14 protein-coding genes are annotated in these 12,966 nt (G+C 65.8%); 6 read left to right on the forward strand and 8 right to left on the reverse strand.

The genetic code is table 11. From position 1 onward, the window contains the following. Nucleotides 1-114: 114 nt before the first annotated feature. The 4 genes from ACVOLQ_RS15560 to thpR form a co-directional block, all read right to left on the reverse strand. On the reverse strand, nt 115-1,455 hold the full coding sequence (locus ACVOLQ_RS15560) for a virulence factor family protein (RefSeq protein WP_481528553.1): 1,341 nt from the start codon (nt 1,453-1,455) through the stop codon (nt 115-117). 70 nt (nt 1,456-1,525) lie between these two features. Continuing rightward, a complete protein-coding gene (locus tag ACVOLQ_RS15565; protein ID WP_481528554.1) occupies nt 1,526-1,723 on the reverse strand; it encodes an oxidoreductase-like domain-containing protein in 198 nt (65 codons plus the stop codon). Between the two features lie 62 nt (nt 1,724-1,785). Further along, a complete protein-coding gene (locus tag ACVOLQ_RS15570; RefSeq protein WP_313170736.1) occupies nt 1,786-2,385 on the reverse strand; it encodes an HD domain-containing protein in 600 nt (199 codons plus the stop codon). Nucleotides 2,386-2,473: 88 nt separating this feature from the next. Continuing rightward, nucleotides 2,474-3,061 (reverse strand): RNA 2',3'-cyclic phosphodiesterase, encoded by a 588-nt coding sequence (gene thpR, locus ACVOLQ_RS15575; protein WP_313170734.1) that lies wholly within the window; start codon nt 3,059-3,061, stop codon nt 2,474-2,476. Between the two features lie 275 nt (nt 3,062-3,336). Between thpR and ACVOLQ_RS15580 the strand changes: the two genes are divergently transcribed. Continuing rightward, complete coding sequence (locus tag ACVOLQ_RS15580) at nt 3,337-4,431, forward strand: tetratricopeptide repeat protein (RefSeq protein WP_313170732.1); 1,095 nt, start codon at nt 3,337-3,339, stop codon at nt 4,429-4,431. Between the two features lie 32 nt (nt 4,432-4,463). Here the strand turns inward: ACVOLQ_RS15580 and ACVOLQ_RS15585 are convergent, their stop codons facing one another. Further along, entirely contained in the window at nt 4,464-4,796 is a 333-nt protein-coding gene (locus ACVOLQ_RS15585) for a zinc ribbon domain-containing protein YjdM (RefSeq protein WP_282265415.1), read from the reverse strand. A 112-nt stretch (nt 4,797-4,908) separates the two neighbouring features. On the opposite strand from ACVOLQ_RS15585, the gene ACVOLQ_RS15590 reads away from it, so the two are divergent. Together ACVOLQ_RS15590 and ACVOLQ_RS15595 are read left to right on the forward strand one after the other, a co-directional pair. Then, on the forward strand, nt 4,909-5,886 hold the full coding sequence (locus tag ACVOLQ_RS15590) for a cation diffusion facilitator family transporter (RefSeq protein ID WP_481528580.1): 978 nt from the start codon (nt 4,909-4,911) through the stop codon (nt 5,884-5,886). A gap of 63 nt (nt 5,887-5,949) precedes the next feature. Continuing rightward, nucleotides 5,950-7,326, forward strand: coding sequence for an Hsp70 family protein (locus tag ACVOLQ_RS15595; RefSeq protein ID WP_481528555.1), 1,377 nt, complete (start codon nt 5,950-5,952; stop codon nt 7,324-7,326). A gap of 134 nt (nt 7,327-7,460) precedes the next feature. On the opposite strand, the gene ACVOLQ_RS15600 is transcribed toward ACVOLQ_RS15595, so the two are convergent. The 3 genes from ACVOLQ_RS15600 to ACVOLQ_RS15610 are packed head-to-tail and all read right to left on the reverse strand — an operon-like array spanning nt 7,461 to nt 9,477. Further along, nucleotides 7,461-8,366 carry a DUF4097 family beta strand repeat-containing protein gene (locus ACVOLQ_RS15600; protein WP_481528556.1) on the reverse strand — a complete coding sequence of 302 codons (906 nt, stop codon included), beginning with the start codon at nt 8,364-8,366 and terminating at the stop codon, nt 7,461-7,463. Next, nucleotides 8,363-8,905 (reverse strand): hypothetical protein, encoded by a 543-nt coding sequence (locus tag ACVOLQ_RS15605; protein ID WP_313170726.1) that lies wholly within the window; start codon nt 8,903-8,905, stop codon nt 8,363-8,365. Before ACVOLQ_RS15605 ends, ACVOLQ_RS15600 begins: the two co-directional genes overlap by 4 nt. After that, entirely contained in the window at nt 8,902-9,477 is a 576-nt protein-coding gene (locus tag ACVOLQ_RS15610) for an RNA polymerase sigma factor (RefSeq protein WP_481528557.1), read from the reverse strand. Before ACVOLQ_RS15610 ends, ACVOLQ_RS15605 begins: the two co-directional genes overlap by 4 nt. Nucleotides 9,478-9,613: 136 nt before the next feature. Here ACVOLQ_RS15610 and ACVOLQ_RS15615 point away from each other — a divergent pair, with 136 nt between their 5' ends. The 3 genes from ACVOLQ_RS15615 (at nt 9,614) to ACVOLQ_RS15625 (ending at nt 12,934) form a co-directional block, all read left to right on the forward strand. Continuing rightward, complete coding sequence (locus tag ACVOLQ_RS15615; protein ID WP_481528558.1) at nt 9,614-10,879, forward strand: alkaline phosphatase family protein; 1,266 nt, start codon at nt 9,614-9,616, stop codon at nt 10,877-10,879. Between the two features lie 19 nt (nt 10,880-10,898). Then, the gene (locus ACVOLQ_RS15620; RefSeq protein WP_313170722.1) at nt 10,899-11,480 is read left to right on the forward strand and encodes a mechanosensitive ion channel domain-containing protein; all 582 of its coding nucleotides are present in this window, start codon (nt 10,899-10,901) and stop codon (nt 11,478-11,480) included. Between the two features lie 194 nt (nt 11,481-11,674). Then, nucleotides 11,675-12,934 (forward strand): sugar transporter, encoded by a 1,260-nt coding sequence (locus ACVOLQ_RS15625; RefSeq protein ID WP_481528559.1) that lies wholly within the window; start codon nt 11,675-11,677, stop codon nt 12,932-12,934. Nucleotides 12,935-12,966 lie beyond the last annotated feature (32 nt).

Here is a 12,966-nt window from a genome sequence, read left to right on the forward strand (position 1 = left end):
ATATTATAGTTATGTGGGGGGGGGGGGGGGCCGCCCGCGCCGCGCCGCCGGCTCCCTCCGCGCCGCCCCCGGCCGCGCCCCCCCCCCCCCCCCCCCCCCCCCCAACACTCCGCATCAAGGCCCCTGCACGTGCTGCAGGACCACCTTGGCCAGACCTTCGTAATCACCTTCAAAATGGTGATCGCCAGGCAGCTTGATCAGTTGTGCGCTACCGGCCGGCAGCTTCGGGCACAGCGCATCTTCATCGTCGGCACCATAGATGCACAGCGTGCGATCAGCCGCCAGGCGGCGCATTTCCGGCGCAATCGGCAACCCATCATCGCCGCCACTGGAGATCCAGTTGCTGACATGGAACTCGTAGTCGGCACGCTCCCCCACCGACATCAGCGCGGTCATGGCCAGCATCTGTGCGCTCGCCCGCGGCAGCTTGTTGATGGCCGCGGGCAAGACATCGGCCCCCTGCGAGAAGCCAATCAGCATCAGTTTCGGCCGTTGCCAATGGTTGGCGTAATAGCGCGCGATGCGATCCAGGTCGGCGGCGAATCCTGCCGGCGTGCGCTCGCTCCAGAAGTAGCGCAGCGAATCCACGCCCACCACCGGAATCCCAGCCTTTGCCAGGGCGCCAGCCACGTCCTTGTCCAGTCCAGCCCAGCCACCATCACCAGAGACAAACACCGCGAAGGTATCGCCCTGCCCGCTGGCCGGCACTTCCACCAGCGGCAGCCCATCCAGGTCCTGTGGCACGGCCGGCAGGCTGATACCCCGCTGCGCGCCCAGCACCCGCGCAGCCGCTACTTCACCGGGCAAGGCACTGCCCTGGCGGGTACGTGCGAACTGCCGCGCCCACGGCACCGCATCGGTGAACGCCGTCACTGCCGTCGCCGCACATGCCTGCTGCTTGCCCGCCGCCGCGTTCAACCAGGGAAAGTGCAACGGCTGCGGCAACAGCACCCGGCCCTTGATGGCATCGCCACAGGTCATCGTCGCGTTGCGCAGCTGCGGGCAGAAGCCATCGGTCAGCAATCCGGCGAACACGCCCGGGTCTGCCTGGCTCGCGACCGCATAGGCCAATGCCGCACCAGACCCCTCACCGCCGAGGATGGGCAGGCGATAGGTCGGTATGTGGTAATAGGCCTGCACGTAGCGCGAGAAGTTCTCCACATCGCCAGCGGAAAAACCACAGCTGCCACCTTCCCTGGCCAGCACCTGGTACAGGTGCGGGGTGTCGATATCCACCACCAGCGCGCCGTCATCGCGCAGTGCCTGCAGGCGCGCCACGTGCCCCGTGGAGGCGGCTGCATCGCCAAACCACAGCACCACGCGTTGTGCCGGCAAGTCGGGCAGCAGCACCGGTACATGCTGGAAACGACCGTGGCTGACCTGCTCGGTCGCCATTGCCGACGCCGCCCACAGGCCCAGCGCCAGCACCCCCATCCCCCACATCACACGTGCCATGTACAGGTCTCGATAACGGTGCCGCACAGCCTACGCCCCTGGCCGGCGGAAAGATGTCGAAGGTGCGGGTTCAGGCCTGTGTTTCGGGGTGGCGAGCGATCCATTCGGCCAGCTTCTGCCGGTAGATCATCAGTTCGTCGGTATACAGATCCAGCACGCACAACGGGCAGCCGCTGCCACAGCATTCGTTGGGACCCGGTGCCTCCGGCGGTTGCGGGCGGGGGTCAGGATCGGGAGTTGCGGGAGCTTGGACGGGCAATTCGTTCATTACAGCGGCCGGCTAGGCCCAATCAGCAACAGGACAGACTGCATTTTAGCCAAAGCCAGGCATCAGGCCGTGGCCCGGCGCAGGTTGGCACGCGCCGCCGCGTCGTAGCGTTCATGGAAGAAATCACTGAAGAAGATGCGTGGCTGCGCCAGCAGCTTCTTCAGGAACCGGCGCCGGTTGAGCCGGAACAGGAAACCCGGCACCTTGCCCAGGTATTCCTCGGCAATGCCACGGTCATAGGCATCAAACACCGCATCCGGCGCCCCCAGGATCGCCATGTCGCTGTCCAGGAACAACGCAGCGTCGGCATCCAGTCCCTCGCCATCCAGGCTGCCATGGCGCGCCGTCAGTTCAATCAACGCCATCACCCGGGCCACATCCACTTCGGCATCCGGCAGCCAACGTTCGATACCGGACGCGGCAAGCTGCGCCGAGCGCGCCTCGTTGTCGCCGCGCCCCGCCTCGTAGATGGCATCGTGGTAAAGCACCGCCAACAGCACTTCCAACGGCTGCTGCCAGCCGGGGCCAGCGGCGACATCACGGTAGTGCTGCAGCAGGGCCTGTACATGGCCAAAGTTGTGATACGCACGCGGCGGCTGCGCGTAGGCGGTTTTCAGCTCGGCCAACAGCGGCGGCGGCAGGGTCTGCAGCAAGTCGTTCATGGCCGCATCTTGGCATGAAGCCAGGACTTGGAAAGGCCCATCATCAATCGGGGAGCCGCGGATTGCACCGCGGACGGCAGCCCCCGGCTCAGCCCAGTTGCCAGCGGCCTTCGATCTGGTAACGGCCCTGGCCGAGGAAACTGCGCACCAACACGAATTCCCGCACGAACCAGCGCAGCGGCTGTACCGGCTGGATCGGCAGGCGGCGGCGGTCGTACAGCAGGGTCATATGCGGGGTGAAGCGCGGGTCCAGCTTGCCACCCACGCCCTGCAGGCAGCGCGCCAGCTCTTCGTGCAGGCCATTCAACAACTCCGCGCCGTACTCGCTGCGCAGCACGAAGGGGTTCTTCACGCCGCCGGCAAAGCTGCCCACCTGATCAAAGCAGACCTCGAACTCGGGCATGCGCACCCGTGCCGCAGCCTGGCGCACCTTGGGCAGCAGGCTCGGCGGCAGGCCGGCGTAGTCGCCCAGGTGATGCAGGGTGACATGCAGGCGTTCGGGGGCCAGCGGCTGCCCGATCAGGCCATGTTCTTCGCGCAGCCCGTCAGCCAGCTCCGCCACGCGCTCGGCCGTCATCGGGTCCGGCATCACGGCAAAGAAAAGGCGCTCGGTTGGAATATCGCTGCCCAGGCCCAGTGACATCTGGGCCTCGGTGGAGGAAAGCTGCTTCGTCATGGTCTGGTATCGAAAGCCGGCCGACTTGCCCGCTCCGTTGCGGCGGCCACTACTGTCTGGGCCGCGGATACTAGCAGACCCCGCCGGTCACGGCCCGGCCGTGGTGAAAATTTCACCACCACTTGCCGAGCCACGCCCTGCAAGGGCTGCCAGCAGTTATCCACATGTTTGCACAGCGCTGGTCCACACCTGCTGTGGATTTGTGCCGGCACTGCTCCCATGCCCCCGCAACAGGCCTACACTGGGCAGGCCGCAGCAAACTCCGGGTGATCGCCATGATCGGTTGGAATGCGTTAGTCCTGCTCGCCGCCAGCAGCGTGGCCTTTGCCGCGCCACCGCCAACCCCGGCCCCGGTACCGACCCCGGCGCAGGTGATGGCGATTCCGCCGGAGATACGCGCGCAGCTGCAGGAGCGGGTCATCAAGGTGGCCAATTCCCCCGAACAGCGCCTGCACCTGCTGGTTGAACTGGTGTTCCGCCCAGAGGGACTGGGCCTGGAATACGACACCGAAGCCACCCTCACCGTGGCCGAGACGTGGCAGCAACGGCGTGCCAATTGCCTGTCATTCACCCTGTTGTTCGTCGCCCTGGCCCGCGAGATCGGCCTGGAGGCACGCATGCAGGAGGTGGGCCAGGTGGTGTCCTGGTACCAGGACCAGGGGCTGATCTTCAACGCCGGCCACGTCAATGTCGGCATGCGCGTGGATGGCCGCCAGGCGACCCTGGACCTGGACAGCAACGTGCTGTACGACCGTCGCGGCCCACAGCCGATCAATGACAGCCGCGCCCTCGCCCATTTCTACAACAACCGGGGGGCCGAGCAGCTGGCCGCGCACGACTACGCCAGCGCGCGCGCCTATTTCGACGCGGCATTGCGGATGGATCCGCGGTTTGTGCCGGCATGGAGCAACCTGGGCGTACTCGAGTCGCGCGAAAACGACCTCGATGCCTCCGCCAGGGACCTGGAAACCGCATTGTCGATCAACCGCTTCCACGCCCCCGCCCTGCACAACGCCACCAAGCTCTACCAGCGCATGGGCGACACCCGCCGGGTGGCGCAGATGCAGTCACGACTGGAGCAGGTGCGCAAGCGCGACCCCTTCTACCAGTTCATGCAAGGCACCACCGCCGAGCGTGACGGCAACTACGTGCTGGCGGCGCACTATTACCGGGAAGCCGTGCGGCTCTACGGCAACGCCCATCAATTCCACTTCGGCCTGGCCCGGGCGTATTTCCTGAGCGGCGACAATCGCCTGGCCATGCGCGAGATGAAGCGCGCCCGCGACCTCGGCGGCGATCCGATGAGAGCGGTTTACCAGAGCAAGCTCGATGGCATCCGCCGGCTCGAAGCGCGCCATGCGGCGCGCTGATCGCGCACCGCTGGCGGCCTGGGCAATCCGGCTCAGGCCTTGCGCAGGAAGCAGGTCTTCAGCACCAGGCCCTTGATCTTTTCCGAGTTGCCTTCGATGTGCTCGGCATCGTCCTCGACCAGGCGGATGTTGCGGATCACCGTGCCCTGCTTGAGCGGAATCGATGAACCCTTGACCTTCAGGTCCTTGATCACGGTGACGGTGTCGCCTGCCGCCAATACGTTGCCGTTGCTGTCGCGGACCACCAGCGTCGACTCCGCCGCTTCACCAGCGGTCCACTCATGGCCGCAATCGGCGCAGATCCACAGCGCGCCGTCGGCGTAGACATTCTCCAGCGAACACTGCGGGCAGGAAGTAACAGACATGGGGGACTCCCGTACATTGAATAACCCCGCATTGTAGCCGCTCAGCTCCGCGTCACTCACGCCATCGCCACGCACACGGAAGGAAAGTGCCAGCGCGGCAAGCGATGTCGCGCTGCCAGGACATCACATGGCGAAAGACAGCGGCTCCCGATTCGTCATCCTCGTGGCACTGGCCGGCAACCTGGGCATTGCGGTGGCCAAGTTCATCGCGGCCGGCATTTCCGGCAGCTCGGCCATGCTCAGCGAAGGCGTGCATTCACTGGTGGACACCACCAATGAAATCCTGCTGCTGCATGGGCTGAACCGCGCCAGGCAACCACCCGACCGCGCCCATCCGCTCGGTCATGGCCGTGAACTCTATTTCTGGAGCTTCATCGTCGCGGTTCTGGTCTTTGCGATGGGTGCAGGCGTTTCGCTCTACCAGGGCATCATCCACCTGCGCGACCCGGAGCCCGTCGCCAACCCCGGCATCGCCTACATCGTGCTCGGTGTCTCGCTATTGTTCGAAGGCAGCTCATGGTGGGTAGCGCTGCGCGAGTTCCGCATCGGCAAGGGCCATCATGGCTATTTCGAAGCCTTCCGGCGCAGCAAGGACCCGAGCACCTTCACCGTATTGCTGGAGGACAGCGCCGCCCTGCTCGGCCTGTTGATCGCCTTGGCCGGGTTGATCGGCGCGCAGTGCTTGCAGATGCCGGAACTGGATGCACTGGCCTCGATCGGCATCGCACTGGTGCTGGCCGTGGCCGCCTTCCTGCTGGCACGGGAAACCAAGGGTCTGCTGATCGGCGAACCGGCCCATCCTGAATTGGGCGAGGCCCTGCTGCAGCTGGCGGCGGCCGACCCGGACATCGAGAACGCCAACGGCATCCTGACCGTCCAGGTCGGCCCCAATCAGGTACTGGCAACACTCAGTGCGGCCTTCGACGACCGCTGCACCACGCCGCAGATCGAAGCCTGCGTGGCCCGCATCGAACAGGCCGCGCGCCTGCGCCACCCGGAGATCGTGGCGCTGTTCGTCAAACCGCAGACGCCGCAGGCCTGGCAGGCGCGGTTGGCCGCGCTGGAGCCACAAGCAGCCAACAACGGGTGAAGCCAGCGTCGCGGCGGCGTAGTAAAGTGCGCGGCCGATTCAGCAGCAAGACGCGCAGGCACCATGAAACTCGGTATCGACTTTGGCACCAGCAACTCGGCCGCCGCCGCCCACATCGACGGCAAGGTGGTTCCGGTCAGTTTTGGTGAAGCCCAGCAGTTCCGCACCACGGTGTACTTCCCCGAGGTAATGCGCGACCCCAACGATTTCGAACTCACCCCGGCACTCGAAGCGCAGGTCGATGAGCTGATCGAATCCGGCCGCCGCGACGCCCGCGCGGTCGGCAACACGCGCAGCCATGAACAGCTGCGCAGCGACGCCATCCGCGTGGTGCGCCGGCAGTGGATGGAAGAACGCATCCGCGAACCGCGCAGCTCCACCACCCTGCTGCAGAACGCGGTCTATGGCGACGAAGCGCTGGAGGCCTATTTCGAGGAGAACGAAGGCAACCTGGTGCAGAGCCCGAAGTCGATGCTGGGCTACAACCTGCATCCGCGTGCCAAGCAGACCATCACCGGCATCGCCACCCATATCCTCGAACACATCCGCCTGACCGCCTCGCGCCAATTGCGCTGCAATGTGCGCAGCGCCCTGCTCGGTCGGCCCGTGCAGTTCCGCAGCTCGATTGGCGCGGCCGGCAACGAGCAGGCGCTGGACATCCTGCGCAGCGCGGCGATGGCAGCAGGCTTTGACGAGGTGGATTTCCTCGAGGAGCCGGCAGCGGCGGCCATGCATTACCACGCAGTCAGCAGCGAGCGCCACGAAGCGGTGATCGTCGACGTCGGCGGCGGTACCACCGATATCGCCCACGCCAGCGTTGGCGGCAACGCCGCGCCGCAGATCCATCGCGCCTGGGGTATTGCCCGTGGCGGTACCGATATCGACCTGGCGCTGAGCCTGGCGGGCTATATGCCACTGTTCGGGCGCGGCATCACCCGCGTGCCCGCGCACCACTACGTGGAGGCGGCGATGGTGCAGGACATGACCCGCCAGCGTGATTTCCGCCAGCACAATTACGACGCGGTGGAACTGCCCTATGGCCCGCGCCTGCAGGCGCTGCAGGACACCGGCAATACCGCGCGCCTGTACCGCGCGGTGGAACAGTGCAAGATCAGCTTGAGCAGCCAAGCCCGCCACAACAGCGTGCTGGATTTCATCGAAACCGGACTGTTCGTCGACATCGACGCACCGCATCTGACGGCGGCCGCCGGTGCTTATCTGGGCGAGCTGGAGACCTTGCTGCAGCAGGTGCGTGCCGATATCGGCCACGACCCGGCGGCGGTGTTCCTGACCGGTGGCATGTCGCGCGCCGGTTACATCCAGCAAGCAGCGGCAGCGGCATTCCCGACTGCCAGGCTGGTGCACGGCGACCCATCGTTCGGCGTGGTGCAGGGCTTGGCGCTGGCGGCAACAACCGGGGCGGTCGTAGGAGCTGCGTAAGCCGGGAAGCTGGGGCTCCAGAAACCCAGAAGCCCTACCCCTCCCCAACCCCTCCCCTTTGCTGCGCAAAAGGGAGGGAGCAAAAGCGTCCCTCCCCAACCCTCCCCTTGCCTATGACAAAGGGAGCGGGTGAATCAACGATCCAGACTCACCCGCACGCTGCCCGAATGCGACTGGATCGAAATATCACCGTCACCGCCGCCAATCCGCGCGTCCAGGTTCTTGCCCGGCCCGTAACGCGGGCTCTCCACCTGGCCTACGTCAGAGCGGATGCTGCCGCTGAAGGTGCTGACCTTGAGCTGCGCCGAGGTACTGGCCGGCAAGCCGAGTGATACCGAGCCACTCACCGTCTCCAGATTGACCCGGCCACCCGGCTGCAGGCCCGCACTGCGCACGCCCACGCTGCCGGATACCGACTCGGCACTGAGCCGCTGCACCTTGGCCAGGTCCAGGGTGATACCGCCAGACACAGTATTGGCCGAGACCTCACCGCCGCTGGCGCCGGCTGCATTGATGCCACCGCTGACTGTCCGCGTCTCCAGGCGCGACGTCTGCAGCTGCGAGCGGATCGCGCCGCTGACCGTGGTCAATTCCGCCTCACCAGCACGCCCATTGGCGGTGATGCTGCCGCTGACGGTGGAGCTCTGCAGACGACGCAGGTCCACATCCGCGACATCCACGCCCGCACTGACGGTACTGGTCTGCAACTGCGCGGCGCGCGGCACCCGCAGTTCCAGCACCGCACCGCGACTGCTGTGGCTGTTCTGCGGGTAAACCACTTTCAACGCCACCCGATTGGCACTGCTTTCTACTTCGAGCCGCTGGCCCTCGCCCAGTGAGCCGGTCAGCTGTACTTCGTTGCGGTCCCAGCCACGCACGGTGACCGAGCCGGCCACATTGCTCAGCTCTACACGGCCGCCGCTGGACAAGGACAGGTTACGGTTGACCGCGGTCTGCGCGAACGCGCTGGTCAATGGGGCCAACAGCAGTGCGGTGGCGATCAGATGGCGCATACAAGCTTTCATCAGGCGCTCCTTCATGTCGAAAGTCCGGTCGGGTTCACGCCCTTGCGGGTAAGTTCAAGCCGCAGCGCATAGGTGCGCTGCAACTGGCCAAGCAGAAAGGCGGCATCGGGACTTTGCGCGATGGCGCTGCGGATGCTGCCAGCGCTTTCGTCCAGCTCGCGCAGGGCCGGCTGCAGCTCGGCCGCCACGTCCTGCTGTGGCAGCGTGGCCATCGCCTGCCGGTATTGGTAGGTGATCGTATTGGCCTGATGCTGCAGGGACGATTCCTCGACCGCCACGGCTGCCGGTGGCTGCTGCGGCAACCACAGAACCCCCGCTCCCGCGACCAGCGCCACGACCACCGCGGCTGCGGCATAGCGCGGCCAGCGCCGCTGCATGCGCCTTGGGGCCGCTGCGTTCAGCGCCGGGGCGACAGGGGCCTGCTGGAAACGGGGTGTCTGCTCCAGCTCTGCGGCAATGCGCTGCCAGACGGCCGCCGGTGCCACCCGTTCGGATGGCAGGCCGCGTAAACGTTGGGCCAACGCATCATCGTGATCGTCGTCGTGAATATTCATCCTGCGTCTCCAAGCCGCGTGCGCAGCAAGCTGCGCGCGCGATGCAACTGTGCCTTGGAGCTGCCGACAGCCATCTGCAGTTCCACGGCGATTTCCTGGTGTTTCCAGCCCTCGATGTCATGCAGCACCAGCACTGCACGGGCGCGCGGCGGCAGCGTCAGCAGCGCGCGCTCCAGATCCATGCCCGTGGCATGGCAACGCGGCGTGTCAGCCATTTCGGCCAACAGGTCCATCCCTGATTCCCCGATGTCGAGCGATTCAAACGTGGTTGCCCGCAACTCCATCAAGGCCGTATTCACCGCCAACCGGTGCAACCAGGTGGACAATGCGCTCTCGAAGCGAAACTGCGGCAGCTTGCGCCAGGCCTGGATGAAGGTCTCCTGCAGCACATCCTCGGCACGCGCGGCGTTGCCGCCACACAGCCGCCACAGCAAGGCGTACAGCCGCGGTGAATGACGCCGGTAGATGCGCTCATAGGCGCGGGTGTCGCCGTCCGCGGCGGCACGGGCCAACGTAGCGTCATCCACGGCGGGCGGTGAGGGAGCAGTGGCAGTCACGGTGGCGTCGAGCATATCCATTGGATGCGGCAAGCAGGAAAAAGGTTTAAACCCGAATCAGGTTTTGCCAAAGCGGCCGGCAAGTGCGCCTCGACTGGCAGCAAATGCCGCACTGGCCGACAATCGCCGCTCGCCAAACCGTTGCCGCCCCATGTTGCGTACCCCCGCCCTGCTGCTTTGCGCCGCCCTTGCCCTGGCCGGCTGCACCAGCGCCCCGCTCGCCATCGAAACGCCTGCCAGCACCTCACGCATGCCCCAGCAAGCACTGGCGCCGGTGATCCTGGTTTCCATCGATGGTTTCCGCAACGACTACCTGGACCGCAACCAGACCCCGAACCTGGCAGCCATGGTGGCCGGCGGCGCCCGTGCCGAGTACATGCGCCCGTCGTATCCATCGATCACCTTCCCCAACCACTACACCCTGGTCACCGGCCTGCGCCCGGACCACCACGGGGTGATCGCCAACTTCATGACCGACCCGACCATCCCCGGCGTGCGCTTCAGCATGTTCGACCCGGCCACGGTCCGCGACGAGCGCTGGTGGGACGATGGCAAGCCGCTGTGGACCAGCGTCCGTGAACAGGGCGGCCGCGCCGCGGCGATGTTCTGGGTCGGCTCGGAGGCGCCGGTACACGGTGCACGGCCCGAGTTCTGGCGCCCCTTCGACATACAGGTAAGCTCACGACAACGGGTCAACCAGGTGCTGGAATGGCTGGCGCTGCCCGCAGCGCAACGCCCGCACTTCATCACCCTGTACTTCGACAAGGTCGACACCATGGGCCATCGTCATGGCCCCGACTCCGCCGAACTCAATGCCGCGCTTGGCGAAGTGGATGCGGCAATTGGCAACCTGCTCAGCGGCATCCGTGCGCAGGGGCTGCAGCAGAAGATCAACATCGTGGTGGCCTCCGACCACGGCATGACCGCCACCGGCCCCGACAAGCAGGTCTTTCTCGACGACATCGTCGATGTCGGCAGGCTGGATTTCGGCTGGACCGGCGCCTACGCCTCGTTCAACGCCCTTCCCGGTGGTGAAGCGGCCGCGCAACAGCTGCTGGACGGCAGTTACCCGCACATCCAGTGCATGACCCGCGAGCAGATCCCCGCCCGCTTCGAGTACGGGCATCACCGCCGCGTACCCGCCTACATCTGCACCGCCGAACTGGGCTGGCAGGTCACTACCCGCCAGGCCGAGAAGCGCAAGAACCACGAACTGCTGGGCGAGCATGGCTATGACAACACCTTGCCCGACATGTATTCACCCTTCATCGGCTATGGTCCAGCCTTCGTCCCCGGCGTGACCATCGCGCCGATCGACAATGTGGACATCTATCCGTTGCTGGCCCGTTTGTTGAACATCATCCCCGCCCGCAACGATGGCGATCCCCGCCATACCGATGCCGCACTGAAGCACTGACGCACCGCAAGGAAACCGCATGAAGCATTACCTACCCGCCTCGCTGCAGCAATGGATTGATCCGATCAACACCGGCCTGGGCATCCTGCTGATCCTGGTCGTGGCCTGGCTGCTGCGCCTGCTCACCCGGCGCCTGTTGGCGCGCCTGGGCCGTCACTACACGCTGCCGGCGCAGATCGAAATGGCAATCCGGCGACTGTCGAACTTCATCATCGGCACGGTGGCGCTGGTTGCCATCCTGCAGGCCCTGAACGTGCAGGCCAGCGTGCTGTGGACGGCGTTCACCGGCTTTGCCGCGGTCGGCGCGGTGGCGTTCTTCGCCGCCTGGAGCGTGCTGTCCAACATTTTCTGCACCTTCCTGATCTTCACCACCCGCCCGTTCCGTCTGGGCGACCAGATCGAGCTGCTGGAGAACGGTGAAAAGCCCGGCCTGAAGGGCGTCGTCACCGACATCAACCTGATCTACACCACCCTGCACGAGGTCGGTGGCCCGGTCGATGGCACCTTGATGCAGATTCCCAACAGCCTGTTCTTCCAGCGTGGCCTGCGTCGCTGGCGTGGTGGTGACGCCGCTGCAAGCACGCTGCAGGGAGATGGCTGAGCACTTCGGCCCTGCAAAGCGGGCTTCCCTACCTGCTCCAGGGCCGCTGGCAAGACCGCGGCCACGGCTGGCCCTGCTCCCGATCTGCAGAGCCCCGCCGGGCGCCGTGATCCACAGCGTTCTGCTCGCGTCCACCCGGCGCGTGCGAAAATTGCCTGCATTGAGCGACCGGCCCGGTCGCAGACCCGCTCGCAATGTCCGTCTCTCCCGATACTTCATGCCCTGCCCCGCAGGCAGGCGATGCTTTTGCCGTTGCCGAACACCAGCCGCCACGCTCCGACCGCCAACGCTGGCTCAGTGTCATCGCCCTGGCGCTGGCCGCCTTCGTCTTCAATACCAGCGAATTCGTCCCGGTCGGCCTGCTCAGTGACATCGGCGCCGATTTCGGCAAGCCGATCGAACATGTCGGCCTGATGCTGACGATCTACGCCTGGGTGGTGGCGCTGACCTCGCTGCCGTGCATGTTGCTGACCCGCAGCTTCGACCGGCGCAGATTGCTGCTGGGCGTGTTTGCACTGTTCATTCTCAGCCATGTGTTGTCAGCGCTGGCCTGGAGCTACCCGATCCTGATGGCCAGCCGGATCGGCATTGCATTGGCGCACGCCGTGTTCTGGTCGATCACCGCCTCGCTGGCAGTGCGGGTGGCACCGGCGGACAAGCGCCCGCAGGCCCTGGGCCTGCTGGCCACCGGCACCTCGGTGGCGATGGTGCTGGGCATCCCCTTGGGCCGCATCGTCGGCGAACTGCTGGGCTGGCGCGTCACCTTCATGGCCATCGGCGGCGTCGCCCTGCTGGTGATGCTGGTACTGGCACGCCTGCTGCCAGCCCTGCCCAGCCAGAACAGCGGTTCGGCCAGCAGCATTCCCTTGCTGTTGCGGCGCCCCGCATTGATGGCCTTGTACCTGCTGGTGATGACGGTGGTATCGGCACAGTTCACCGGCTACAGCTACATCGAACCGTTCGTGCAGAAGATCGGCGGCTTCGATGCGCATGTGACGACGTGGGTCTTGCTGTTGTTCGGCGGCATGGGCTTCATCGGCAGCCTGCTGTTTTCGCGCTACGGCCTGCGCTGGCCGCGTGGCTTCCTGCTGGCAGCCATCGGCGTACTGGCCGCCAGCCTGTTGTTGCTGCGTACTGGGCTGCACAGCAGCTGGCTGCTGTACGCGCTGGTTTCGGTCTGGGGCGTGGCGATGATCAGCTTCGCTTTGTCGATGCAGTCCAAGGTCCTGAACCTGGCCGCCGACGCCACCGACGTGGCGATGGCCTTGTTCTCGGGCATCTTCAACATCGGCATTGGCGCCGGCGCGTTGATCGGCAGCCAGGTCAGCCTGCAGCTGGGCATGCAGCACATTGGGCTTGTCGGCGGCCTGATCGCCACGGCTGGCTGGCTGTGGTGCCTGTGCGCGATGCTGCGCTGGAGCGGCAGCTTCCGTCCGGGTGGCGCGACGCACTGAGCTGCCGCCAGCGCACAGGTTTACAGCGTGGC

The sequence above is a fragment of the Stenotrophomonas sp. STEN031 genome (assembly GCF_056759975.1).

Excerpts from the sequence above, each read along its gene's own strand:
- ACVOLQ_RS15560 (WP_481528553.1), bottom strand. The coding sequence starts at position 1,455 with ATGGCACGTGTGATGTGGGGGATGGGGGTGCTGGCGCTGGGCCTGTGG.
- ACVOLQ_RS15565 (WP_481528554.1), bottom strand. The coding sequence starts at position 1,723 with ATGAACGAATTGCCCGTCCAAGCTCCCGCAACTCCCGATCCTGACCCC.
- ACVOLQ_RS15570 (WP_313170736.1), bottom strand. The coding sequence starts at position 2,385 with ATGAACGACTTGCTGCAGACCCTGCCGCCGCCGCTGTTGGCCGAGCTG.
- thpR (WP_313170734.1), bottom strand. The coding sequence starts at position 3,061 with ATGACGAAGCAGCTTTCCTCCACCGAGGCCCAGATGTCACTGGGCCTG.
- ACVOLQ_RS15580 (WP_313170732.1), top strand. The coding sequence starts at position 3,337 with ATGATCGGTTGGAATGCGTTAGTCCTGCTCGCCGCCAGCAGCGTGGCC.
- ACVOLQ_RS15585 (WP_282265415.1), bottom strand. The coding sequence starts at position 4,796 with ATGTCTGTTACTTCCTGCCCGCAGTGTTCGCTGGAGAATGTCTACGCC.
- ACVOLQ_RS15595 (WP_481528555.1), top strand. The coding sequence starts at position 5,950 with ATGAAACTCGGTATCGACTTTGGCACCAGCAACTCGGCCGCCGCCGCC.
- ACVOLQ_RS15600 (WP_481528556.1), bottom strand. The coding sequence starts at position 8,366 with ATGAAGGAGCGCCTGATGAAAGCTTGTATGCGCCATCTGATCGCCACC.
- ACVOLQ_RS15605 (WP_313170726.1), bottom strand. The coding sequence starts at position 8,905 with ATGAATATTCACGACGACGATCACGATGATGCGTTGGCCCAACGTTTA.
- ACVOLQ_RS15610 (WP_481528557.1), bottom strand. The coding sequence starts at position 9,477 with ATGCTCGACGCCACCGTGACTGCCACTGCTCCCTCACCGCCCGCCGTG.
- ACVOLQ_RS15615 (WP_481528558.1), top strand. The coding sequence starts at position 9,614 with ATGTTGCGTACCCCCGCCCTGCTGCTTTGCGCCGCCCTTGCCCTGGCC.
- ACVOLQ_RS15620 (WP_313170722.1), top strand. The coding sequence starts at position 10,899 with ATGAAGCATTACCTACCCGCCTCGCTGCAGCAATGGATTGATCCGATC.
- ACVOLQ_RS15625 (WP_481528559.1), top strand. The coding sequence starts at position 11,675 with ATGTCCGTCTCTCCCGATACTTCATGCCCTGCCCCGCAGGCAGGCGAT.